The organism is Roseburia amylophila (genome assembly GCF_025567465.1).
Classification (GTDB): Bacteria; Bacillota; Clostridia; order Lachnospirales; family Lachnospiraceae; genus Roseburia_C; species Roseburia_C amylophila.
Window position 1 is genome coordinate 154,417 of sequence record NZ_JAOQKI010000003.1, and the last position, 23,772, is coordinate 178,188.

At 38.6% G+C, this 23,772-nt stretch carries 22 protein-coding genes and 1 pseudogene; 20 read left to right on the top strand and 3 right to left on the bottom strand.

Going from position 1 to position 23,772, the window contains the following annotated elements; all coding sequences use genetic code 11:
- Window positions 1–2: 2 nt before the first annotated feature.
- From lacZ to OCV43_RS03165, 3 genes are read left to right on the top strand one after another with little or no spacing between them, the layout of a single operon-like run.
- Window positions 3–3,137 (top strand): beta-galactosidase, LacZ type, encoded by a 3,135-nt coding sequence (gene lacZ, locus OCV43_RS03155; RefSeq protein ID WP_262623393.1) that lies wholly within the window; start codon window positions 3–5, stop codon window positions 3,135–3,137.
- The gene (gene gtfA, locus OCV43_RS03160) at window positions 3,121–4,539 is read left to right on the top strand and encodes a sucrose phosphorylase (RefSeq protein ID WP_262623394.1); all 1,419 of its coding nucleotides are present in this window, start codon (window positions 3,121–3,123) and stop codon (window positions 4,537–4,539) included. The genes lacZ and gtfA overlap by 17 nt, the downstream gene beginning before the upstream one ends.
- A gap of 29 nt (window positions 4,540–4,568) precedes the next feature.
- On the top strand, window positions 4,569–5,528 hold the full coding sequence (locus tag OCV43_RS03165; RefSeq protein WP_262623395.1) for a carbohydrate kinase family protein: 960 nt from the start codon (window positions 4,569–4,571) through the stop codon (window positions 5,526–5,528).
- 2 nt (window positions 5,529–5,530) lie between these two features.
- On the opposite strand, the gene OCV43_RS03170 is transcribed toward OCV43_RS03165, so the two are convergent.
- Entirely contained in the window at window positions 5,531–6,076 is a 546-nt protein-coding gene (locus OCV43_RS03170; RefSeq protein ID WP_262623396.1) for a putative ABC transporter permease, read from the bottom strand.
- Window positions 6,077–6,238: 162 nt separating this feature from the next.
- Here OCV43_RS03170 and guaA point away from each other — a divergent pair, with 162 nt between their 5' ends.
- Window positions 6,239–7,813: a glutamine-hydrolyzing GMP synthase gene (gene guaA / locus OCV43_RS03175; protein WP_262623397.1), complete on the top strand. Its 1,575-nt coding sequence runs from the start codon at window positions 6,239–6,241 to the stop codon at window positions 7,811–7,813.
- 161 nt (window positions 7,814–7,974) lie between these two features.
- Here guaA and OCV43_RS03180 read toward each other — a convergent pair whose 3' ends face one another.
- Together OCV43_RS03180 and OCV43_RS03185 are read right to left on the bottom strand one after the other, a co-directional pair.
- The gene (locus OCV43_RS03180; protein WP_317246653.1) at window positions 7,975–9,225 is read right to left on the bottom strand and encodes a site-specific integrase; all 1,251 of its coding nucleotides are present in this window, start codon (window positions 9,223–9,225) and stop codon (window positions 7,975–7,977) included.
- A gap of 188 nt (window positions 9,226–9,413) precedes the next feature.
- Window positions 9,414–9,998 (bottom strand): helix-turn-helix domain-containing protein, encoded by a 585-nt coding sequence (locus OCV43_RS03185; protein ID WP_262623398.1) that lies wholly within the window; start codon window positions 9,996–9,998, stop codon window positions 9,414–9,416.
- A 281-nt stretch (window positions 9,999–10,279) separates the two neighbouring features.
- Between OCV43_RS03185 and OCV43_RS03190 the strand changes: the two genes are divergently transcribed.
- The 16 genes and pseudogenes from OCV43_RS03190 (at window position 10,280) to OCV43_RS03260 (ending at window position 23,658) form a co-directional block, all read left to right on the top strand.
- A complete protein-coding gene (locus tag OCV43_RS03190) occupies window positions 10,280–10,675 on the top strand; it encodes a hypothetical protein (RefSeq protein ID WP_118468234.1) in 396 nt (131 codons plus the stop codon).
- Window positions 10,676–10,809: 134 nt separating this feature from the next.
- A complete protein-coding gene (locus OCV43_RS03195; protein WP_262623399.1) occupies window positions 10,810–10,968 on the top strand; it encodes a hypothetical protein in 159 nt (52 codons plus the stop codon).
- 257 nt (window positions 10,969–11,225) lie between these two features.
- Complete coding sequence (locus tag OCV43_RS03200; protein ID WP_241070777.1) at window positions 11,226–11,627, top strand: plasmid mobilization protein; 402 nt, start codon at window positions 11,226–11,228, stop codon at window positions 11,625–11,627.
- Window positions 11,606–13,441: a relaxase/mobilization nuclease domain-containing protein gene (locus tag OCV43_RS03205; protein WP_262623400.1), complete on the top strand. Its 1,836-nt coding sequence runs from the start codon at window positions 11,606–11,608 to the stop codon at window positions 13,439–13,441. Before OCV43_RS03200 ends, OCV43_RS03205 begins: the two co-directional genes overlap by 22 nt.
- 129 nt (window positions 13,442–13,570) lie before the next feature.
- A complete protein-coding gene (locus tag OCV43_RS03210) occupies window positions 13,571–14,131 on the top strand; it encodes a flavodoxin family protein (protein WP_119224447.1) in 561 nt (186 codons plus the stop codon).
- An 84-nt stretch (window positions 14,132–14,215) separates the two neighbouring features.
- Window positions 14,216–14,872, top strand: a complete 657-nt coding sequence (locus OCV43_RS03215) for an HD domain-containing protein (protein ID WP_262623401.1) — start codon at window positions 14,216–14,218, stop codon at window positions 14,870–14,872.
- Window position 14,873: 1 nt separating this feature from the next.
- Window positions 14,874–15,992, top strand: coding sequence for a M24 family metallopeptidase (locus OCV43_RS03220; protein WP_117841297.1), 1,119 nt, complete (start codon window positions 14,874–14,876; stop codon window positions 15,990–15,992).
- Window positions 15,993–16,059: 67 nt separating this feature from the next.
- A complete protein-coding gene (locus tag OCV43_RS03225; protein ID WP_262623402.1) occupies window positions 16,060–16,914 on the top strand; it encodes a hypothetical protein in 855 nt (284 codons plus the stop codon).
- A 38-nt stretch (window positions 16,915–16,952) separates the two neighbouring features.
- Window positions 16,953–18,014 carry a S66 family peptidase gene (locus OCV43_RS03230; RefSeq protein WP_262623403.1) on the top strand — a complete coding sequence of 354 codons (1,062 nt, stop codon included), beginning with the start codon at window positions 16,953–16,955 and terminating at the stop codon, window positions 18,012–18,014.
- Window positions 18,015–18,025: 11 nt separating this feature from the next.
- Window positions 18,026–18,226: pseudogene (locus OCV43_RS13900) on the top strand (helix-turn-helix domain-containing protein); the annotation flags it as partial.
- Window positions 18,209–18,742 carry an NUDIX hydrolase gene (locus tag OCV43_RS13905; protein ID WP_416906619.1) on the top strand — a complete coding sequence of 178 codons (534 nt, stop codon included), beginning with the start codon at window positions 18,209–18,211 and terminating at the stop codon, window positions 18,740–18,742. The pseudogene OCV43_RS13900 and the gene OCV43_RS13905, both read left to right, overlap by 18 nt.
- Window positions 18,743–19,138: a hypothetical protein gene (locus OCV43_RS03240; protein ID WP_117841293.1), complete on the top strand. Its 396-nt coding sequence runs from the start codon at window positions 18,743–18,745 to the stop codon at window positions 19,136–19,138.
- Between the two features lie 33 nt (window positions 19,139–19,171).
- Window positions 19,172–19,579, top strand: a complete 408-nt coding sequence (locus tag OCV43_RS03245; protein ID WP_243006000.1) for an AlbA family DNA-binding domain-containing protein — start codon at window positions 19,172–19,174, stop codon at window positions 19,577–19,579.
- A gap of 231 nt (window positions 19,580–19,810) precedes the next feature.
- Entirely contained in the window at window positions 19,811–21,031 is a 1,221-nt protein-coding gene (locus OCV43_RS03250) for a DUF2971 domain-containing protein (RefSeq protein ID WP_262623405.1), read from the top strand.
- A gap of 78 nt (window positions 21,032–21,109) precedes the next feature.
- Window positions 21,110–22,627 (top strand): RNA-binding domain-containing protein, encoded by a 1,518-nt coding sequence (locus OCV43_RS03255; protein ID WP_262623406.1) that lies wholly within the window; start codon window positions 21,110–21,112, stop codon window positions 22,625–22,627.
- Between the two features lie 158 nt (window positions 22,628–22,785).
- Window positions 22,786–23,658 (top strand): hypothetical protein, encoded by an 873-nt coding sequence (locus OCV43_RS03260; RefSeq protein WP_262623407.1) that lies wholly within the window; start codon window positions 22,786–22,788, stop codon window positions 23,656–23,658.
- Window positions 23,659–23,772: the final 114 nt, after the last annotated feature.

The following is a 23,772-nucleotide window of genomic DNA, read 5'->3' on the forward strand; positions in this document are numbered from 1 at the left end:
CTATGGAATTTAACGAAAATGTAATTTATGAGCCAGACTGTTTTGCAATCCGGCGGATGCCGGCACATTCAGACCATGGATATTATGCAACTGGAAAAGAGGCAGACGGTGTGGAAAGCAGTTTTCTCACCAGCCTCAATGGCAGATGGAAATTTGCATATGCCAATAACTTAGCAGAAGTCATAGAGGGCTTTTATCGTAAGGATTATGACAGCAGCAACTGGGATGAGATTATGGTGCCTTCTTCCATACAGCTTTTTGGCTATGACAAATTGCAGTATGTGAATTCCCAGTATCCATGGGATGGAAAAGAAGCTGTCTGTGGCAAAGAGATTCCAAAGAAATATAATCCGGTTGCAATGTATGTGCATTCTTTTTCAGTGACCGGAGAAATGTTAAAGGACCGGTTATCCCTCCGGTTTGATGGGGTGGAAAGTGCTATGGCACTCTGGGTAAATGGCAGATTTGCAGGCTATAGCGAAGACTCTTTTACACCGGCAGAATTTGATATCACAGAATTGGTCTGCGAGGGAGAAAATAAGCTGGCGGCAGAAGTCTTTCATTTCTGCACCGGAAGTATTTTAGAGAGTCAGGATTTCTTCCGGATGTCTGGAATCTTCCGTGATGTGACACTGCGTCGTATGCCGGCACATCATATCTATGATTTGAAGGTAAGTCAGCAGTTTCAGGATAATCTGACAGAAGCAGTTTTGAAATTGCAGTGGAAGGGTGTACCGGAACAGGAAGACCAGCCGGCACAGGAAAACTGGCAGGAGAAAGAGCTGGTAGGAGCCGGTGCAGATACCTGCTGCAAGCTGCATATTTTCTTATACGATGATAAAAAGGAATGTGTTGTAAAGACAGAGACAGCTTACACAGAAGCTGAAATAGAGTTAAAAATAAAAGCACCAAAGCTTTGGAGTGCGGAGGAGCCGAATCTTTATACCTTATATATAGAAGTAACAGACTCCGATGATACCGTAACAGAAGTAATAAAACAGCGCATTGGATTCCGGCATTTTGCTATGGAAAATGGCATTATGTGCCTGAATGGAAAACGTATTGTATTTCGCGGTGTAAACCGTCACGAATTAAGCTGCGACCATGGAAGAAGCGTTACAAAAAAAGAAATTCTCCATGACCTTCTTATCATGAAGCAGAATAATATCAATGCAGTGCGGACTTCACATTATCCAAATCAGAGTTATTTCTATGAACTTTGCGATGAATTGGGGTTATATGTGATAGACGAGGCGAACCTTGAGTCCCATGCGGATTGTTTCCTTGCAACAGTAGGAAAGGCACCGATGAGTGAGACGATACCGGGCAGCAAAGCAGAGTGGAGAGAAAACGTCTTAGACCGCGCTAACTCCATGTATCAGCGGGACAAGAACCATGCCTGCATTCTGCTTTGGTCCTGCGGAAATGAGTCCTGTGGCGGAAGCAATTTATATGAAATGTCAGAGTTCTTCCGGAAAAATGATTCCGAACGCCTGGTACATTATGAGGGTATTACCTTTGATGATACTTATCCGGATACTTCTGATGTGAAGAGCTTTATGTATGCACCGGCAGAAAAACTGCGGAAATATTTAAGCGAGGGTGAAGCCTCTACCAATGAAAAAACAAAACCGGTAATCAGTTGTGAATATATGCATTCCATGGGAAATTCTACTGGTGGAATGGATGAATATATCCGGCTTACAGAAGAAGAACCACGTTATCAGGGTGGATTTATCTGGGATTTTATTGACCAGAGCTTTTATCTTGCCAATGAAAAGGGCGAGAGATATTTAGCCTACGGTGGAGATTTCGGAGACCGTCCGAATGATGGAACCTTCTGTGGAAACGGACTTCTCTATGCTGACCGCAAGGTGACTCCAAAGATGCAGGAGGTAAAATTCCAGTATCAGAGTGTAAAGCTTTTGCCGGAGGAAACAAAGGTTATTGTTAAAAACGAAAATTTATTTATTTCTCTGAAAAATTATGTATTAAAAGTTGTCGTTGCAACAAAAGACGGTGTATGTGCAGAGAACACTTATGAGCTTCATACAGCACCACAGGAAGAAGAGGCGATAGATATCAGCAGCCTTTCCAAGGGGCTTAAGATAGCCGGAGAATTTACGGTGACCGCCTCCTTACTTACCAAAGAAGATACTGCGTGGGCGAAAGCCGGATATGAGCTTGCCTTTGGTCAGTATGCAGGAAAAAAGGAAGCTCCGGAAGAAGTAATCAGAGAAGCAGAAGATTTTGAGCTGGTTGATGGACTTATGAATATCGGTGTGAGAGCAGGTAATATAAAAATGCTTTTTGCAAAGGAAGGTGGCGGACTGACCTCTTATCAGGTAGAAGAGAAAGAATTTATCGTATCCGTTCCAAGGCCGAATTTCTGGCGGGCACCGACAGACAATGACAAAGGAAGTGGAATGCCGCTGCGTTGCGGATGCTGGAAGACAGCCAGCATGTATGCAAAAGCAATGCCGGCAGAGCTGAAAGAAACAAAGGATGGTGCAGAAATTTCTTATGTATACCGTCTCTTTGATGTGGCAGAGAACATCCCGGGAAATGAGTGCAGGGTGACTTATGGTATCAGAAAAGACGGAGCACTCACCATCCATATGGAATATGAAGCCGATGAGAAGATCAAGACCCATGAAATGCCGGAATTTGGTATGCTGCTTCGAATCCCGGAGCAATATGATAAAGTAACTTACTATGGATACGGTCCGGAAGAAAATTACTGGGACCGCCGTCAGGGCAGCAGACTTGGAAAATTTCATTTTTCCGTAAAGGAAAATCTGTCAGAATATCTGGCTCCGCAGGAAAGTGGCGGACGCAGTGGTGTCAGAGAAGCAGTAATCGAAGATGAGAATGGTTATGGACTCCGGATTAGTGCAGAAGAAATGGATTTATCGGCGTTGCCTTATACACCGCATGAGCTGGAAAATGCCAGACATCTTTACGAGCTGCCGGATAGTGAATATACGATTCTCCGTCCGTCTCTCCATCAGATGGGAGTTGGCGGCGACGATAGCTGGCTTTCCAAACCACATCCGCAGTACCGGATGGAACAGCCGGGAAAATATGAATTTACATTTACGTTAAAAGGAGGGAAGAAGCTTGAAACTGACAAATAAAATTATGCTGATCACTTATGCAGACAGCCTTGGAAAAAATCTTTCTGAATTAAAAGAAATGTTAGAAACTTATTTTCATAAGGCGGTAGGTGGCGTACACATTCTTCCGTTCTTTCCGTCCTCGGCAGACAGGGGATTTGCACCGATGCGTTATGACATGGTAGACGAGCAGTTTGGAACCTATGAAGATGTACGCAAAATCGGAGAAGAATACTATCTGATGTTTGATTTTATGGTCAACCACATTTCCAGACAGTCTCCGTATTTTAAAGATTTCTTAGAGAAAAAGGATGCATCGGAATATAAGGATTTCTTCATCCGATACAAGGATTTCTGGGAAAACGGAGAACCGACAGAAGAACAGGTAGATTTGATTTATAAAAGGAAACCAAGAGCACCTTATATTGATGCAGATTTTGCTGATGGAAGCAGCGAGAAGGTCTGGTGCACCTTTGGAGAAGAGCAGATTGATTTAAATGTGGAATCTAAAGCTGTTCAGAAATTTATGGAAGATACACTGGAACTGATGTGCAGTAAAAATGCTTCCATTATCCGGCTGGATGCATTTGCTTATGCCGTAAAGAAAGCGAATACAAGCTGTTTCTTTGTGGAACCGGAAATCTGGAATCTCCTGCATCGAATTGAAGCAATCGTAAAGAAACATGATGTGATAATTCTGCCGGAAATTCATGAACATTACAGTATTCAGATGAAAATTGCCAATCAGAATTTCTGGATTTACGATTTTGCACTTCCGGTGTTGGTATTGAATGCCCTTTACTTTGGAAAGGGAACTTATCTTAAGAAATGGCTGGAAATGAGTCCGAAGCATCAGTTTACCACGTTAGATACCCATGATGGAATCGGAATTGTGGATGTGAAAGATCTGATGCCGGATGAAGAAATTGACCGAACAAAGGAAATGATGTTTTCCGAAGGAGCGAATGTCAAGAAAATCTACAATACGGCAGCCTACAATAACCTTGATATTTATCAGGTGAATACGACTTACTATTCTGCACTTGGAAATCAGGATGATGCTTATCTTCTTGCCCGTGCAATCCAGTTCTTTGCACCGGGAATTCCGCAGGTCTATTATGTAGGCATGCTGGCAGGATGCAATGACCTGGAGCTTCTGGAAGCAACGAAAGAAGGCAGAAATATTAACCGCCACTATTATTCGAAGGAAGAGATTGCAAAAGAAGTAGAGCGTCCGGTGGTAAAGAAACTTTTGGAATTAATGGAATTCCGCAACAGCCATCCGGCATTTGATGTGGAAGGTGATATTGCGGTAGAACTTCCGGAAGAGGGACTGCTTGAGATTCGAAGAAGCAGCGGAGCAGACTATGCAGTATTAAAGGCAGACCTTGTGAAGAAAACATTTACCATTGAACATAGTTAGAAAATGGTGAAAAGAGGAAGGCAGATCAGATGGAGAAAAAACTGTATGCAATCGGAGAAGCACTGATTGATTTTATTCCACAGGAGAGTGGCAGACCTATGAAAGATGTCTTGGGATTCTGCCCGAAAGTAGGTGGTGCACCGGCGAATGTCTGCGGTGCATTTACCAGACTTGGTGGTAAATCAGAGATGATAACGCAGCTTGGAGATGATCCTTTTGGCGATAAAATTGAAGAAGCATTGGAAGAAAACGGAATTGGAACCAGTCATGTACTTCGTACAAAAGAGGCAAATACCTCTCTTGCCTTTGTGGCTTTAAAGGAAGATGGAAACCGGGAATTTTCTTTTTACCGGAAACCAGGAGCCGACATGCTTTTTTCAAAAGAAAAAGTAGAAGCGGATTGGTTTAAGGATGCCTATGCATTGCATTTTTGCTCCGTTTCACTGGGAGATTTTCCAATGAAGGAAGCACATAAAAAGGCAATAGAAGCTGCAACAGAGGCTGGTGCAATTATAAGCTTTGATCCAAATCTCAGGTTTGCACTCTGGGAAAATCTGGAAGATTTAAAGAAAGCAGTGCTGGAATTTCTCCCATTGGCACATGTATTAAAGCTTTCGGATGAGGAACTTTATTTCCTGACCGGAGAGGATTCGATTGAGGCAGCAAAAGAAAAGCTTTTCGTGGGAAATGTTCATCTTCTCATTTATACCAGGGGAGCAGATGGAGCAGAGTGCTATACGAAAAAAGCAAACGCACAAAGCAAGGGAAAGAAAGTAAAGGCGCTAGATACCACCGGAGCCGGGGATGCATTTATCGGCTCCTTCCTGTATCAACTCTATGCAGATGGTGTGACGGAAGCAGATTTGCCGGAACTGACTTCGGATAAGATGGCAGTATACCTTGATTTTTCTAACCGGTATTGTGCGAAGAGTGTGCAGAAAGCCGGAGCTATTGCCTCGTATCCAACCATGGTTGAAATGGAAGAATAGAATTAAGAAAACGTAATATTGTGCCCGGCATTGGGAAAAATCAGTGCGGCGGCGCAATCAAAAAGAAATGCCAGTATCAGCAGCGTAAGAAAAATGCGTTGTAGGGGTACTGGTATTTTTTTCCATAAATGGGAGGCAATCCGCGCAAACACGCAGACCCAGAGCACACCGGCGATGCCGAATCCCAGTGCAGAATAAAGACAGATATAACCGCCAAGCTGCAGTGGATAATCGTGATAATCCCAGTAACGCAGGTGGAAAACTTGGGCGAGGAACCATCCGATAAAAAGTTCTACGAAAGATCCGAGAAGCACCGCAAGAAAAAAGACTTTGACCGGATGCTTCTGAAAGCGTCTTAAAATAAGCAGCATCAGGACAGCCCCCACACCATAGACCGGAAGCCATGGACCATAGAGAAAGCCACGGTTACAGAAAACCCCATCCTGCACATAAAAAAGCAGCACTTCCCATAGGTATCCAAGGAATGCTCCCAGAAAGAAAAAGAAAATGTATTGTGTGATGGATTTAATCAGATAATCTTTACGCATACAGGGAGTATTTCCATATAATAAAGAATTATGTGCTGCCCCAAATAACAACTCAGAATATCTTGCGAAAACAAAATAGGGCTTGTCTTTCCAGGGTGGCTCAACTATAATAAAATTTAGACGCTGGGCGAGTCTCAGCAAAAATTAGGAGGAAAAACGTCCATGGATAAGGAAAAAGTTATTGTCATTGATTTTGGCGGACAGTACAACCAGCTGGTTGCAAGACGTGTCCGTGAATGCAATGTATATTGTGAAATATATTCTTACCGCACAGATATCGAGACAATCAAAGCGATGAACCCGAAGGGAATTATCCTGACCGGAGGCCCAAATAGTTGTTATGAGGCAGATTCACCAACTTACAGCAAAGAGCTTTTTGAACTTGGTATCCCGGTTCTGGGACTTTGTTACGGCGCACAGCTCATGATGCATGTGTTGGGCGGCAAGGTAGAAAAAGCACCGGTTCGCGAATATGGTAAGACAGAAGTAATGGTAGATAAGAATTCACCATTATTCCAGAATGTAGAAGAAAAGACCATTTGCTGGATGAGCCATTTTGATTATATTTCAAAGACAGCACCTGGTTTTGAAATCGTAGCACATACTGCAGACTGCCCGGTGGCAGCCGCAGAAAACCGTGAAAAAAATCTCTATGCCATCCAGTTCCACCCGGAGGTACTCCATACCAAAGAGGGAACCAAGATGCTCCACAACTTCGTACGTGGTGTCTGTGGCTGTGCCGGAACATGGAGAATGGATTCCTTTGTGGAAAATACCATCAAGGAAATCCGTGAAAAAGTCGGCAACGGAAGAGTGCTTCTGGCATTGTCCGGCGGAGTGGATTCTTCTGTGGCAGCAGGTCTTTTATCCAGAGCAATCGGAAAGCAGCTTACCTGCGTATTTGTTGACCATGGCCTTCTTCGTAAAGACGAGGGAGATGAAGTGGAAAATGTATTTGGACCGAACGGTCAGTTTGACTTAAACTTCATCCGTGTAAATGCCCAGGAGCGTTACTATAACAAGCTTGCCGGAGTAACAGAGCCGGAAGCAAAACGTAAAATTATCGGTGAAGAATTTATCCGTGTCTTTGAAGAAGAAGCAAAGAAAATCGGAGCCGTTGATTTCCTGGCACAGGGAACCATTTATCCAGATGTGGTAGAAAGTGGTCTTGGCGGAGAATCCGCTGTCATCAAATCCCACCATAACGTAGGTGGTCTTCCGGAATATGTTGATTTCAAGGAAATCATCGAGCCATTGCGTAACCTCTTCAAAGATGAGGTTCGTAAAGCCGGTCTTGAGCTTGGAATTCCGGAGCATCTGGTATTCCGTCAGCCATTCCCAGGCCCGGGTCTTGGTATCCGAATCATAGGTGAAGTCAATGCTGAGAAAGTCCGCATCGTACAGGATGCCGATGCCATCTACCGGGAAGAAGTGGACAAGGCAGTAGCTGCTTACAAGAAAGAAAACGACGAAGCTCCATCCTGGATGCCGAACCAGTATTTCGCAGCCCTGACCAATATGCGTTCCGTTGGAGTAATGGGCGACGAGAGAACCTACGACTACGCAGTTGCACTGCGCGCCGTAAATACCGTCGATTTCATGACCGCCGAAAGCGCAGAGATTCCATTTGCAGTACTGCAAACAGTAATGAGCCGAATCATCAACGAGGTACGCGGGGTAAACCGTGTATTCTATGATTTGACGAGTAAGCCACCTGGAACGATTGAGTTTGAATAAGAGCCACAAGTCTTGGAACCCGCTAAACAAGCGGATTCCGAGACTTTTTCTTTTGCTCTGCTACTAATTTGCTACTAATAGCAACTACTCTTTTTCTATCGTTTTCAGTTGGTTGTCATTAACTTTAATAGCAAGAAACCCTGATGACTGCTGGATTTCTTTTATATGATCTTTCTTTGTGGCATCTGGATGATTTTCCCGGATGCGGTATTTGGTGGTACTAACGCAGGTCCAAACTGAGGTCGGATTGTTACATCTGAGCCGTTGTCTTGAGTCTGAGACACTTCACATGTGATACCTGCTGCTTCAAGCAGAGGGTTATCAGATGGTGGTTCAGGTGTTGGCGAATCTGTCGCCTGCAATGATTCCAGACTATGCACAAGCTCCTGCTGTTTATGTGGAAACAGATGAGAGTATGTGTTAAGTGTTGTGGATACTTTCTCGTGTCCGAGCCTGTCTGCTAACATCAGCGCATCACAGCCCTGATTAATAAGTAAGCTGGCGTGCGAATGCCTGATATCGTGGATTCGTATTTTTTTTACACCTGTGTTCTTGCAACCTCTTATCATCTCGTGTGAGAGATATGATTTTGTTACCGGGAACAGCCTTTCATCTGCGTCAAGCATATACCTTGACTGGATATAGTCTGATAGCTCCTGGCAGAGAAAATCCGGAATCGGAATCTTTCGCTTACTTTTTCTTGTCTTAGGTGATGTAAATACATCTTTTCCTTCTATCCGCTGATATGTTCTGTTGATGGATATTGTCTTGTTATCAAGGTCAATATCAGCAGGTGATAGAGCAAGCAGTTCACCTTCTCGCATACCAGTCCAGTATAGGACTTCAAAGCATATATACGATAGCGACTTGTCTTTTACACCCTCACGGAAAGCAATATATTCATCGTAAGTCCAGTAATGCATTTCCTCAGCCTTTGCTTTTCCAATGGTGCCTGCCTTGCCGCAGGGATTGGTGTTAAGGTCATAGAAACGCTTGGCGTAATTGATGATGCTGTTAAGCTCCGTGTTAATCTTTTTCAGATAGGTCTGGGAGTAATTATTCGGCGAACTCATAAGCTTCGCCTGCCATCTTCGTACATCAGAGGCTTTGATTTCATTTATCGGCTTGCTACCGAAGAATGGAAGAATATGCGTCTGTAGTACCGCCTTTTTTGTCAGAAGAGTTGACTGCTTAAGTCTTGCAGCCATATCCTCCATATAAATTTCATAAAGGTTTTGAAATGTCATGTCAGGATTGGCAGACTGCTTTTCCAGAAAATCCCTTTCAAATCCTAGGGCTTCCTTTTTGGTGGCAAAGCCTCTTTTCCACTTCTGTTTTTTGATTCCCTGCCAGTTCGTATAATAGAACTTGGCGAACCATTTACCAGTTTTTTCATCTTTGTAAGCTGGCATAAATATCATCTCCTTTTTGTAAAATTGTTGTGCAATCATCAAAAGGCTATGATATAATCTACTTGTTCAGGGTGATTATAAAGCCTTCGGGTTAATCACTTACATAGCTTCGGTTATTCCTTTTGCGAGAAGGAGTGTGCCGGAGCTTTTTCTTTACTAAAGGTGTAAGCCTGCAATTATTCAGTTTTTTAATCGGCTTCATTATCCAGTCTGGAATCCTTATAATATGCTAACATATCTGATTTCCATGAATCAAACTTTTCTTTTGAAATTTTTCCTGTCTGAAGCATATTCTTCTTTGCTATCCAGTTTTCCATAAAGAGACAGAAGTCTGCATCATATTTTCCATTGCCTTTGCCATTAACCTTGATCCCGGCAGTCCATTCAGGATTTTCAGGAGGTTTGGTGTTGGTCAGCTCAAATGAAAAATCAGTAAGTTCAGTTATGGCAAAGAGAGCGTTGATAACATCTGACATAGTGTGGAATTCATATGCCGGATATTTAGTAGTCGTATTATCTTTGGGAATATTATTATCTTCTGGAGATAAAAGCTCCTGCCATGGAACATTTAATTCATTAGCAATCTGTTTTAAAACATCTATCTTCATTAGTATTTCACCAGACTCATATTTCTGGATAGTGCGTTCTGATTTACCAAGATGCTGTGCAAACTCTTTTTGAGTAATTTTCTGTGCTCTGCGCTGTTTCTGTATTGCCTTCCCGATTTCTTCTGGAGAAGACATAGTGATTTTAATGGAATGAGAATTAGTCATTCTGTCCACCTTCCTTTATATGAAATAGTCCGTTGTAAAGATGCGTATAAGATTGATAATAAATAAAATACGTATCAGTAAGTGACTTGTTTATGATTGTAAGATTACTTTATCATAAGTAAAAACGAATTGCAAGTGCGTAATTACAAAAATTTTATTGACAAATTTTGAAAAGGATATTAAGATAAACACGAATTAAAAATACGGATTAAATAAAGAACAGGATAGTGACTTTGTGAAAAAACGTATTTAAAATAACAATTTATGAAAGGAGGAGCTGCATGAAGGGTATAAAGGAAGCATTCATAGATGCAGGTGAGATAAGCCAGATGCTTGGTATCGGGATGACAAAGGCATATGCGATTATAAAGGAATATAATGCAGAGCTTGAGGCAAAAGGTTATTTCACCATGCGGGGCAAATGTCCAAGGAAGTACTTTGAACAGAAAATCTATGGTTACGAAGATTATTACAATCCGGATTATGAGCCACAGCGTAACCGAAGCAAGGTTGTAGAAGAAATGGATTATGAAGCGGCAGTTGGGGATTCTGTGATAAGTGAACAGGATGAAGTGGATATACCGCCTGAAACAAATGAATTGTCGGAAGATGGTGCTGAGATAGCAGAAAATGTGATGTTGGATGCAGATGTAATGGTGAAAGAGACAACTGAATAGGTGAATCCAGCGAGTGGGGGCAAAAAGCGCCCCCAAAACGTGCAAATGGGGGCAGAAAGCGCCCCCAAAACCACAAAGTGGGGGCAGAAAGCGCCCCCGCACAAATCAGAGCCGAAAAAGTGTGGAGGCAAAAAGTGCCGTCAAAATGGAAAAGTGGTGGCAAAAAGCGCCGTCAAAACAGCAAAGTGACGGCAAAAAGCGCTACCACTCAGATAAGCGAGAAAAAAGTTATGGTGGCGGAAAGTGCCGTCAAAATGGAAAAGTGGTGGCGGAAAACGCCACTAAAACAGTAAAGTGATGGCAAAAAGTGCCACCACTTTTAAATCAGGTGGAACTTTAGCCACCATATCAGTAATTGTGGTGGTACATTAACCACCACATATCATATACAGGGTGCAGGTGCTCCTGCCAAGACGAAAAATTATGTAAACGCTGATGCGTTTATATTTTTTCGGGAAAAGGTCCGACCTTTTCCGCATCTTGCAAAACCTATAAGTAGAACTTTTAGAAAGGATGAAAAAAGCAATGGTACAGATAAAAAGAGATTGGTTTGATACAGAATTTGGAAATTACGAAAGGGGAAAAACGTATGGCAGATGGAAAGAGAAGATACAAGTCTGACAGGAAAGATTATAAGATATCGGTGAAGTTGTCAGAGAAAGATATGGATATTCTGAAAGCGGCACTTAAGCGAACAGGAATGACAGCAAGTGCCTATATAAGAGAATTAATTCGGACAGGAGGCAACATTGATACAAGTTATCCAGAGGACAGGGCAAAAATAATTCGTGTTATTGCAGGTATTGCAAATAATATTAATCAGGCGGTAAAGCTTGGCAATTCACAGGGAAGATTGTATTACAGCGATATTGATAAATTGCAGAACAGTCTGGATGATGTAAAGAAAACATTCGGGGAGGTGCTGGAAGTATGGCGATTACAAAGATCTTAAATATAAAAGAGTCAGAAGGTAGAAATCCAGCATCACACCTGAAGAATGCTTTGGAATATATCCAGAATCCGGATAAGACAGAAGAATGTGTACTGGTGGGCGGTATTAACTGCCTGCCGGATACGGCATTTGAGCAGATGGAGGAGACAAAGAATATATTTCATAAGACAGGTAAAAGACAAGGCTATCATGTGATTATATCGTTTTCGCCGGAAGAAAAAGTAACTGCAGAACAGGCAATGTACGTCCTGGAGCACTTTGCGAAGGATGAGCTTGGTGATGATTATGAGGCTGTGTATGCAGTCCACACAGACAGAGAGCATATGCATGGACATCTTATCTGGAACAGTGTCAGCATGACAACCGGCAAGAAATACAATTCACCGAAAAGCAACTGGAAGAATCATCTCCAGCCTATCACAAATAAATATTGTGATGAACTTGGACTTTCCATAATGCCGGCAGAGTACAGCAGGAATCCAAAGAATATCAGCAGGGACAAATGGGAAAAGGAAATGTCCATGAAAGAGATAATTCTCAGGGATGCCAAGATGTGTGCATATGCAGCCGGGAATGTGGAGCATTTTAAATATCTGATGAAAAGACTTGGATATGTATTCAAGAAAGATGCGTGGATGGAAGTGCAGGCACCGGGATTCCGATATTATCATAGTCTGGTAAAGATGGATGAAATGTTTGCAGAGGATAGGCTTAGACATCATGTAGATATGCCTTGGATGGCAAAGCCTTATTTTTATTCATCGGATATAAGAGGGTTGCATGGGGCGAAACTTTCACCATACCAGAAACGATTTTATGCAAAGCTATATAGGCTGAGAATTGTAGAACAGAAGCGATTTGTGGTTGGTGGAGCAAAGTATACGGAAGAATTGAAAAGGTTTCATCAGCTGCAGGACGAGTACCTGTTACTGGTAAATAATGATATTAGGGATGTTGCGGGACTTGTGAAGTACAGGAGTGAACAGCAGAAAAAGGTGAAGCGGATTGATGACAGGCAACAGGAGATTTATAAGGAAAACGCCAGCAGGAAACGGAAGATTAAGACGGATGAGAAGTACCGGGAATATCAACTGTGGCATGCGGGAGTGCAGGAAGAACTGGACGAACTGAAGCAGGAGAAAAGGGAAATTAAGAGGCAGATACAGCTTACTGATGACATTATAAAAGAAGATTTGTATACGGCTTATTATGCGGTGTCGGGGAAAGAGGAGATTGTTGCTGACAGGGATGTTGAGATACCGGGGATGGAAGAGGATATGTTAGTTGAGAGAACAGCGGGAGCAGTTGTTGAGTCGGAGAGAAATGTTGTTGTAATGAATCAGCCTGCTAATAACCATAATGATGGAAATGGACAAAAGGAGCAAATTAATGTTGCCGGTAAACAACAGATAGATTTAGAAGGAACAGAAATGTCAAAGGTTCACAATCTGTCTGATGAGAATGTGACAAGAATGGACGAAGGTATAACTGATGTAACAGGTAAAAGCGAATTGGTGGAACATGAAGAAAAAGAGTCTGTGGACGAAGTTGGATGGATTGTCAGGAGAATATCAGATCTTGGTGGTTTTGAGAATGTCAGTGATTCTGTTAAGGCAGATGTATTCGGATTTGATATTGCTGATATTAGTGGAAGCATAAGGTTGTTTTCGGATGTAATGAAAAGGCTGGAGATAAAGCTGGCTGGAGACGAGCTTTATGAGGAGTTCCAGAGGATTTATGATGAAGCAATTAGCAGAGATGTTGATAAAGGTAAGGCGGAAGATAAAATATGGAATAGGGACAGAGAAAGGTGATTCCTCTGCATATCTCCGATTCACTTTATGCACCCGAATTATATAATGGAAACTAGGAAACAATCGCAAGAAGTTGCGATTGTTATTGATGATGTAGTGATTCTGTGATATCATATAAAAAAGTGGTACATGAAAACGGAGGTCAAAATGAAAGTATTGATAATGAATTGTAGTCCTGTAAGAAATGGAGCAACAGCAGAAATTGTTAATATAGTTACTGCTTGTCTGGAAAAGAAACATGATGTTAAAAACATATGTATTGATGATTATGATATAAAATATTGCAAAGGATGTAGAACTTGTCATAATACAGCAAAATGTGTTCAGAATGATGATGTTGATAGGATAATTGAGCAATATGAATGGGCCGATATTGTTATATCTGTCTCTCCGTCGTATTGGGCAGATGTACCAGGACAATTTAAATCTTTTATTGATAGATGCACTCCGTGGTGTAACACACATGAACCGCATGCCAAGATAAGTAGTGGTAAGAAGGGATATGTTATCGTATTAAGAACTGGACCGGGAATGAAGGAATGTGAGAGGATTATTGCAACCATAGAACATTTTTATGGACATATGGAAATTGAATGTTGTGATAGACTTGGTTTGTGTTCGGTGGAATATAAGGAAGATTTGGAATGCAGGAGAGAAGAAATCGAGGAATTCTGTAACAGTATAGATTAAATGATTTATTATGGATATTATTCACATATAGATGGAATGTTTTTGGTTGGTATTACAAGATTTTTATATCAAAGAAGGGGTGTGATGATATTGGAGACAGGTATTATGATAGAAAATGCTATAACATATGTGAAACAAATATTTGCTGCTGATTCCAGTGGGCATGACTACCATCATACCATTAGGGTTTATCGGTTGGCGGTAGAAATTGCAAAGCAGGAAAATGCGGATATGCAGATTGTGCAGTTAGCAGCATTATTACACGATGTAGATGATGCCAAGCTTTCATCGGAAACTTATGCTTCGAAGAGAAAGGCAGTTGATTTTATGAAAGGCAACGGTGTGGATAATGAAATTATTGAAACTGTGTGTAAGATTATAGAGGAAGTATCATTTGCAGGAAACGATTCAGTTGTGCCAAGTACGATAGAAGGTAAATGCGTGCAGGATGCGGACAGGCTGGATGCAATCGGAGCAATTGGAATTGCAAGAGCATTTGCTTATGGTGGTAGTAAAGGTAGAAAGATTTATGAACCGGAGATAAAACCTTTGATTAATGTGAGTAAAAAAGAGTATCAGCAAAATCAAAATTCTACAAGCATTAATCATTTTTACGAAAAGTTACTATTGCTAAAGGATATGATGAATACGGATGCTGCAAAGAAGAAAGCTTGGCATAGACAATTTATCATGGAATCCTATCTTGAGGAATTCATGGCAGAGTGGGAAGGAGAAAGGTGATATGTTAGAAGTGAATTTTTATGATACAGTTGATGACGATTTATTGAAGTTTGCAGTGATTATTTCACAGAGTAATGGGAAGTGGGTAATGTGTAAACATAAAGAACGCGATACATATGAAGTTCCGGGTGGACATCGTGAAGAAGGGGAAGATATTTTGGAGACTGCTAAAAGAGAACTTCAAGAAGAAACAGGTGCCGTTAAGTTTGATATAGAACAGCTATGTGTATATTCTGTCACAGGTAAGAACAGTATAAATGAAAACGGAGAGGAATCATTTGGATTATTATGTTTTGCAGAAATAAGAGAATTTTCAGGTGAACTTCATTGCGAGATGGAGAAGGTGGTACTTATGGATGAATTACCAGAAAATTGGACTTATCCATTGATACAACCAAAGTTGATTGAAAAATATCTGCAAATACAAAAGCAATCTTATAGTCAGATACAGCAGACTGCAAAACAGACTATAGCATATATAAAAAAGATTATTAAGCCGGGTATGAAGTTATTTGATATTCGAAAACTATGTGAGGAAAAACTGATGGAGTTAGGTGCAGACTCTTTCTGGTATTGGGATGTTGGTGCATTTGTATTCGCAGGAGATGAAACAACGGTTTCCGTATCTGGAAAGCAATATGTAACTTCGGATAAAATTATAGAAAATAATGATATTATAACAATTGATTTAAGTCCACAGGTAGGTAATATCTGGGGAGATTATGCTAGAACTATTATTGTAGAAAATGGTGAGGTTGTAGATGATATAGAGTTAATTCAGAACCAAGAGTGGAAAAGTGGTTTGCAAATGGAAGATAAGCTACATGCAGAGTTATTTCGTTTTGTTACAAAAGGAACCACTTTTGAAGAACTATATTATCATATGAATGAGTTCATAGTTGAAAACGGATTTGTGAATCTTGATTTTATGGGTAATCTAGGACATTCCATTGCGAAAGTTAAGAGTGACAGAATTTATATTGAAAAAGGAAATAAGGCGAAACTTGTAGCGATGAATTATTTTACTTTTGAGCCACATATAGCATTTCCTGATTCAAAATATGGGTATAAGAAAGAGAATATTTATTATTTTGATGAAGATGTGTTGGTAGAATTGTAAAAGGGGATATTTGCTAATTGTCTAGTTACAAAGAAAGTGTGTGCTTTGAATTCAGGAGGCAAAAACAATGGATTGGAATGAAGTTTTAAAAGATATTGTGTCAGGAACAATACTGCTTGCTATAGGTGGTATAGGCGGATGGTTTGGTGGTGTGATTAAAGGAAAAAAACAATCATCAATGGCTGTTGAACGCAAAAATCAAATATATCAGCCATTACTTGATGAAATTAAAACATATACAACTTTTGACTGGTCAATATTGATAAATATAAAAGCGGACATTTTAAAACAAGTAGTTTGTGAATCGTATAAATTTGGATTAAATGAAGAAATACAAAATAAGTGTAATTATTTGTATGAAGTTATACAAGAGTATAATAATATAAAACCTGTTGCAGTAGCTAATCAAATTATTGTAGATATTTTTACAGAAGCTTATGAAAAAATATATGGGAATATTATTGATGGTATTGCTTATCATACTGACCGCGAAGGTAACGAATGGGAAGAGGAAGTACTAGTAGAATCGGTACAAATTATAAGAGAATTAAATCTTACTAAGGATATTGAGAACTTATTAAGAAATGAAGATATGTATTCAAGTGAAGTTTGTGTTGATTATGAAAATGGATTATATGAGCCTATCTATCTAGAATTGAAGCGCATTTATGCATCAGCACTCCATGTCATTATAAATGGAAAGCCATGCAAGCATGCTCAGCCAGTAATAGAATTAAATATGTTACCAGAGGAATATATGGCGTATTATTATGATTTCTTTGATAGATATAATAATGATAAAAGGATAAAAAGGAAGTATGAATTAAGGGAGGAGATTATATATAGTAGCCAGTCTCTTGTAGAAGATATGAAGTCAATAATTGACAAAATTGTACGTATTTATGAAATTGAAGAAGTATAAAAGCGGACAGTGTTTTAGCAAAGAGAGAGGATGTCTGTATGCAATATGCAAGAAAATTGAGAAAAGGTGACAAAGTAGCAATTGTAAGCTTGTCGAGTGGAATGCTTGGTGAAGAATTTTGCAGTCATAATATTGAGATTGGTGTAAAGAGATTAAAAGAATATGGTTTGGAGCCGGTATTTATGCCTAATGCTTTGAAGGGGATTGAATATTTGCAAACTCACCCACAAGCAAGGGCGAAAGACTTAAAAGATGCATTTCTGGATAATTCTATTGCAGGGATTATTTGTGCAATTGGTGGTGATGATACATACAGACTTTTGCCTTATCTAATGGAAGATGAAAAGTTTATAAAGGCGGTAGAGGAGCATCCAAAATTATTTACAGGATTCTCAGATACTACGATCAATCATTTGATGTTTTATAAACTGGGCTTGTCTACTTATTACGGACCAAACTTTATTTGTGATTTGGGAGAAATTGCAGATGAGATGTTACCATATACCCAAAGGGCATTTGAGAGTTATTTGGAAGGTAATGAATCTGATGAAATTATATCCAGTGATACTTGGTATGAAGAAAGAGAAGATTTTTCAAGAGCCGCAATAGGAACAGAAAGAAAAACTCATAAGGAAGAACGTGGGTTTGAACTTCTCCAGGGAAGTGAAATTTTCCAAGGAGGATTATTAGGAGGATGTTTGGAAAGCCTTTATGATGTATTGACCAATAGCAGATATGAAGATGAAAAGGAAGTTTGTGAAAGATATGATCTGTTTCCAAATAAGGAAGAGTGGGTTGGGAAAATTCTATTTATAGAAACCTGCGAAGAAAAACCGACTCCTGAATTGTTTGAAAGAGAAGTGTTATTACTGAAAGAAAAGGGAGTATTCGACGTGGTAAAGGGTGTATTAGTTGGAAAACCACAGGATGAAGCTTATTATCAGGAATATAAAGATATTCTTATTAGAGTGATAGACAATGAGAAACTTCCGATTGTTTATAATGTGAATTTCGGACATGCTATGCCACGATGTGCGTTACAGTATGGTGCTGTTGCAAAGGTAGATATGAAGCAGAAAAAGATTTATGTGAATAGGTAGGAGCGAATACTATGGCTGTATCATATAACAAATTATGGAAATTATTAGTTGACAAAAAAATGAGCAAATCTGATTTGCGTAAAAAGGCAGAAATTGCCCCGAATACAATGACAAAATTGCGACGTGATGAAGAGGTAAGTCTTACAATTCTTAGCAAAATCTGTAAGACTTTAAATGCAGATTTTGGCGATATTGTGGAGTATGTACCGGATGCAGAAATTTGGGATTTGTATGATGAAAATAGGGAGCTTCTTGGGAAAGACCATGTCAGGGGTGAGCAGTTACCGATAGACGGATATCATCTGGTGGTACATGTTTGGATTCGCAATTCAAAGGGAGAGTATCTGATTGCGCAGCGCTCGGCAAACAGACCAACATTTCCCTTGGTGTGGGAATGTGTGGATGGTTCAGTGATAAAAGGGGAAGATAGTTTGCAAGGTGCACTCAGAGAAGTAAAAGAAGAAGTAGGGGTAGATTTATTACCGGAAAAAGGACATGTTATTTTGTCTGATATAAAGAAAATAGAGTTCGGTAAAGTAGTTAATAAAATTGTAGATGTTTGGTTGTTCGAGTATGATGGAGAGGTTGATTTGAGCAATGCTACAACAGATGAAGTGGCGCAAGTTGCGTGGATGAACAGAAGTCAAATAAAAGAATTATTTGATGCAAATATGTTTGTGGATACATTGGAGTATTTTTTTACGGAAGTGGAGAAAGAAGGGAGATAAATGTTTAAGTTTATATTTGATTTAATAACAGAGCCATTAGGGTTACCAATTGAATGGTACTATGAATGGATTATTCTATTAGTTATTGGAGAAATGGCATATCGTGTGGCATATAATAAGGTGGGTGTTTTGTATCAAAGCGGTTCTATATCTGGAAAATCTGCAGGCTCATTTTTTCATTGGATAATTCGTACTGTTGTATTTGTGGCAATATGGGCAGTGACATATGGAGTGATTTGGATTGGCAAATTTGTTATGGCACATAAAATACAAGTCGCTATTGGTATATGTAGTATTGTGGCGGTTGTTATAGCTGTAAAAATATTTGTTTGGTTTAAAGAACAAAATGAATTAGTCAAAGTCTCAATAAAAGTTGAAGATAAGGATAACCGGTAAAATACTTTAGAAATAAAGAATGTTGGTGGATATATGAAGGAAAAAGAACATCAATCCATAGAGTGGAAGGAATCATGGCAGGATGAGTATTTAAAATGGATTTGTGGATATGCCAATGCCTACGGTGGAACAATATACATAGATACGGATGACGATGGTAATGTTGTAGGTATTGATAATGCAAGAGATTTATTAGAACGAATTCCTAATAAGATTACAGATACAATGGGAATCATTGCAGATGTGAACTTGTTATATAAAGGCGAACTTGAGTATCTGCAGATAATTGTTGATAAATATCCATCTTTAATAAGTTTTCGTGGAAAATATTATTGTCGTTCCGGAAGTACCATGCGTGAGATTACTGGAAAGGAATTGGAAAGAGCTTTGTTAAAAACGCAGGGAAGAACATGGGATGGTGTGCCTCTGCCAAAACTGTAAGTATCTGACTTAAAGCAGGATGCAATACAGTTATTTAAAGATAAGGCAGTGAAAAGAGGAAGGCTTACGAAGGAAGAAGTCAGTGTGGAAGATACTATCTTGATGGATAACCTGCACCTAATTGATGAAGATTTGAAACAAAAAATCCGGGATATAATGGTGCATACTCATATGAAGAGTTTATGAGGATTGTTAAAGAGTTGTAGTAAATAGAAAGGAAAGTACGTATTGATGCGTAGAGAAAATCCAAGATGGGAGTATAGAAGAGAAACATCAGCATACGATAAGTCTGATTATAGGAGTAAATTTTATAAGGGTAAATGGGAAAAAGCTTGGATAAAAAATAGAATCCAATATGCTTTAGATAAAAAAATAGATTTATATGAATCAATGTGGGAAGGTTATGTAGATAAAACAGAACATATGCCCAAAAGTTTGTTTAAATTTTTTCCATTTAATCATAATAGTTTAAAATGTATTGAAACCAATTCTGTTTTTATGAATAACCCTAGTAACTTTAATGATCCATTTGATTGCTTATTGTGCGCAAATGAAAATGAATTTCTTAAATACTGTTTATTGGATTATCTGAAAGAAACGGACGCTGTTGGACGAGAGATATTATCACAAGATGAATTGAATAAATTGGAACATAGTTATTGCGGTGATTGGGAACAGCATAATGGAAGTATATATAATACTTTTGATAGTGTTGTTACTCATATCTGTTATGATCCTGAATTAAGAAAAGAACGTAAAGGAAGCGATGAAATTAGTCGGAAACTATATTATGATAGGATAAAATATGAAAATGGACTAAAAGAGCTAAGAAAAAATATGATACAAGTAACTTCATTTGCTAATATTGATGATTTTAAGTTGACTTCTTATATGGAATTATGGGCACATTATGCACAAAATCATGAAGGTTTTTGTGTTGAGTACGATTTAACACGACCTATTGCAGATTCAAGAGAAAATGCAATGATTCTAGGGGGATTATTGCCTTGCGAATATGGAGCAAAACAGATTATTTTAAGTAAAAGAAAAATATACAAGTATATAAACAAAATCCCGCTTACAGCATATGAACAGATGGAACTTGATAAAAGTTTAATGCTGTCATTTATCACAAAATCTTCATCGTGGAAATATGAAAATGAATGGCGACTTTTGCTGCCTGTGGATATATGTAAAATATATGACAATATGATACCATTCTTCCCAATAAAGGCAATTTATATTGGATGCAGAATGCATAGGGATAATAGAGAGTATTTGTATTGTTTGGCAAAACATAAAGATATTAAAGTTTATGATATGTCTATGCATAAATATAATTTTGAACTTGAAGGTGAGTATTGCGAAGCCGATATAAATAATTATTTTCAATCAAAGGAAGAGAAGAGACAGAGAGAGTTAAGAGATAGTAAATATAAGTTTTGGAAATAAAAATCAAATAAGATACTAAGAAAATTAGAAATGATAATTATGTTTAGAATATAGTTGTGTAGGAATGGAGATGACACTATGGAACTTGAAATGGATGTAGAGGACTTATTAAACAAAAGAAAATTAGAATCAGACCGAATAGAGTTTAAGGCTGGGTGGAATCCTGATGATATCTACCATAGTGTCTGTGCATTTGCAAATGATTATAATAATGATGGCGGCGGTTATATTGTTGTAGGCGTTGAGGAAGAAAATGGTGTTGCCAAGCGTCCGGTAAAGGGCTTACCTGAATATATGTTGGATTCAATACAGAAAGATATGTTGGGTTATAATAATCTGATTTCTCCACCCTACTTTCCACAGGGTATACCAGCAGAAGTGGATGAAAAATGGATTTTTGTAATTGTTGTCAGAACAGGACAGCAGCGACCTTATAAATCACCAGAGCATGTAACAAGTAAGAAAGAGAAAAAGTACAATTATTATATTCGTTATCAGACAAGTTCTGTTAAGGCAAATAGTGAACAGGAGCGAGAACTGATTAATATGTCAGATCAAACACCGTTTGATTGCAGAGCAAACCATAAGGCAACATTTGAGGATATTTCACCTGTACTGTTAGAAGATCATTTGAGAAAAACCGGTAGTAAGCTTGCTAAACAGGTAAGGGAACGTGGTGTTGAGGAAATACTTAATGATATGCAGTTATTGATTGGTCCGCCAGAACTCAGATATATTCAGAATGTGGCAATTATGATGTTCTGTGAACATCCAGAAAAATTCTTTGGATATACTTATGTACAGATGACATCCTTTCCTAAAGGAAGTATTGAAAATCCAAGTATTAGTGAAGATTTCCCCAATATTACAGGTTCTGTGCCACAGATGATTCAGGCAACAATGGAAAGATTTCGTAATTTGATTATTCGAGAGAAGGTAATTAAAGTACCAAATCAGATGGAGGCGTTAAGGATATTCAATTATCCATATCAGGCGATAGAGGAGGCTGTTGTAAATGCCTTTTATCACAGAGATTATATGTCCTTTGAACCAGTAACTATAGAGATAGAGCCGGATTGCATAAATATTATGAATTTTCCGGGGATAGACAGATCTATTTCAGAAAAAACGATAGCTGAGGGAAAGAGATTTGTTTCGAGATATTATAGAAATAGACGACTTGGAGAGTTTTTAAAAGAACTGGATTTATCAGAGGGACATTCTTCTGGCATACCAACAATACAGGAAGAACTTGAGAAGAATGGCTCACCAAGAGCGGAGTTCTTTACGGATGAAGATAGACGAGCTATGAGAATAAGAATTCCAATCCACCCGGCATTTTTGGAAGCGGATGATGAAGTTTTGCTGCCAGATAGCTATGAGAAAGCAACGAAAAAATCATCAAAGAAAAAGATAGAGCAATATGAAAAAATCTTAAAATTATTAAATGATGGAGAATGGCACAAAACAGCTGAAATAGCTGATAATCTGGGATTAAAGGATACTAGGACAAAGGAATTGTTAAAGGAATTAATTGCACTTGATAAACTCATTGATAATGGGAAAACAAAAGGCAAGTTGTATAGATTAAAATAATTCGTCGCTTTTTTCGTTGAAAAAGCGACGAAAAAAGCGACGAAAAAAGTTATTCTATCATGAGGACTACCTGATAGATGCAGGTGTGCCGATAGTAATTAAGTGTTGAATATAGTACAGAACAGGTAGCGGAAATACGATATAGGAAGGAAAAAGAGATGTTGGTACAAATTGGTAATTGGCTATATCAAAATGCAATGGCTATTTTCATTTCTGCGATTGCATCGTTGTTAATATCAAAAAGATATTATGACAAAGCAAACCGAGAAAGTGTATTGATGATGGTGATATTTCCAATCGTTAAATTATTGAATGAAAAATATTATACGCGTAATGATTATGAAGCACTTTTTGAAATCAATTCTTCTTATGCGGTTAAATATCTTAGAAAAAAGGAAAGAAATAAGTTGCTTGAATTATTAAGTGCTTATAGAGATGTATGTAAATATAGTAAAGAGAATGCAGACACAAGTTGTATTATGGCATATTATAACTATAAGTTGAAAGAAAAAGGCATTAATCCTAAACCTTGTGCAATAACAGATGATGATGGAGAAGTGGTAGCAGACGATTTTCCACCAGATTATAATTATCTGCAGGATTATGTGTATAAAATAGTTTCTTCATTTGATTTTATAGAGTCACCAGAAGAATGCACCATAAAAATTGCAGATGCGTTTAAATGCTATACAGAAAAGTATTATACGGGGGAAGAAATAACTTATTTTAAAGATTATTCAATCGAGAAAGTGATAGAATTGTCTGAAATTTCTAAAAAGTGGAATGATAAATTCAGGCGAGCAGATAAGAGTAAAGAAGAATTTTTGAATTTACCTATTTGTAAGAAAGTGAAAAATATTATTGATGAGTCAAGTGTGAATAAATATGTAAATAGAAAAATAGATGAGAAAGAATATAATTATAAAGAATATGAACAAAGACGAATTAGAGATAATATGATTTTGGAGGATGTTAAAAAAGCAAATGAACTGGGGAGTATAAGCCGATATTCGGAAGAACAAATACAGTGAGCTCAAAAAGAAGAGGGGAAGAAGGCTATAAATGCATTATATTAGAGACCGTTTCAAGTTTTGTGTAAACGTTAAAAACTGATATAAGATTTGTGAATAGTTACAAATGGGCAG

Bases quoted from the DNA above. Each gene is read 5' to 3' on its own strand.
- lacZ (WP_262623393.1), top strand. From the start codon at position 3: ATGGAATTTAACGAAAATGTAATTTATGAGCCAGACTGTTTTGCAATC.
- OCV43_RS03165 (WP_262623395.1), top strand. From the start codon at position 4,569: ATGGAGAAAAAACTGTATGCAATCGGAGAAGCACTGATTGATTTTATT.
- OCV43_RS03170 (WP_262623396.1), bottom strand. From the start codon at position 6,076: ATGCGTAAAGATTATCTGATTAAATCCATCACACAATACATTTTCTTT.
- guaA (WP_262623397.1), top strand. From the start codon at position 6,239: ATGGATAAGGAAAAAGTTATTGTCATTGATTTTGGCGGACAGTACAAC.
- OCV43_RS03180 (WP_317246653.1), bottom strand. From the start codon at position 9,225: ATGCCAGCTTACAAAGATGAAAAAACTGGTAAATGGTTCGCCAAGTTC.
- OCV43_RS03185 (WP_262623398.1), bottom strand. From the start codon at position 9,998: ATGACTAATTCTCATTCCATTAAAATCACTATGTCTTCTCCAGAAGAA.
- OCV43_RS03190 (WP_118468234.1), top strand. From the start codon at position 10,280: ATGAAGGGTATAAAGGAAGCATTCATAGATGCAGGTGAGATAAGCCAG.
- OCV43_RS03205 (WP_262623400.1), top strand. From the start codon at position 11,606: ATGGCGATTACAAAGATCTTAAATATAAAAGAGTCAGAAGGTAGAAAT.
- OCV43_RS03210 (WP_119224447.1), top strand. From the start codon at position 13,571: ATGAAAACGGAGGTCAAAATGAAAGTATTGATAATGAATTGTAGTCCT.
- OCV43_RS03215 (WP_262623401.1), top strand. From the start codon at position 14,216: ATGATATTGGAGACAGGTATTATGATAGAAAATGCTATAACATATGTG.
- OCV43_RS03220 (WP_117841297.1), top strand. From the start codon at position 14,874: ATGTTAGAAGTGAATTTTTATGATACAGTTGATGACGATTTATTGAAG.
- OCV43_RS03225 (WP_262623402.1), top strand. From the start codon at position 16,060: ATGGATTGGAATGAAGTTTTAAAAGATATTGTGTCAGGAACAATACTG.
- OCV43_RS03230 (WP_262623403.1), top strand. From the start codon at position 16,953: ATGCAATATGCAAGAAAATTGAGAAAAGGTGACAAAGTAGCAATTGTA.
- OCV43_RS03240 (WP_117841293.1), top strand. From the start codon at position 18,743: ATGTTTAAGTTTATATTTGATTTAATAACAGAGCCATTAGGGTTACCA.
- OCV43_RS03245 (WP_243006000.1), top strand. From the start codon at position 19,172: ATGAAGGAAAAAGAACATCAATCCATAGAGTGGAAGGAATCATGGCAG.
- OCV43_RS03250 (WP_262623405.1), top strand. From the start codon at position 19,811: ATGCGTAGAGAAAATCCAAGATGGGAGTATAGAAGAGAAACATCAGCA.
- OCV43_RS03255 (WP_262623406.1), top strand. From the start codon at position 21,110: ATGGAACTTGAAATGGATGTAGAGGACTTATTAAACAAAAGAAAATTA.
- OCV43_RS03260 (WP_262623407.1), top strand. From the start codon at position 22,786: ATGTTGGTACAAATTGGTAATTGGCTATATCAAAATGCAATGGCTATT.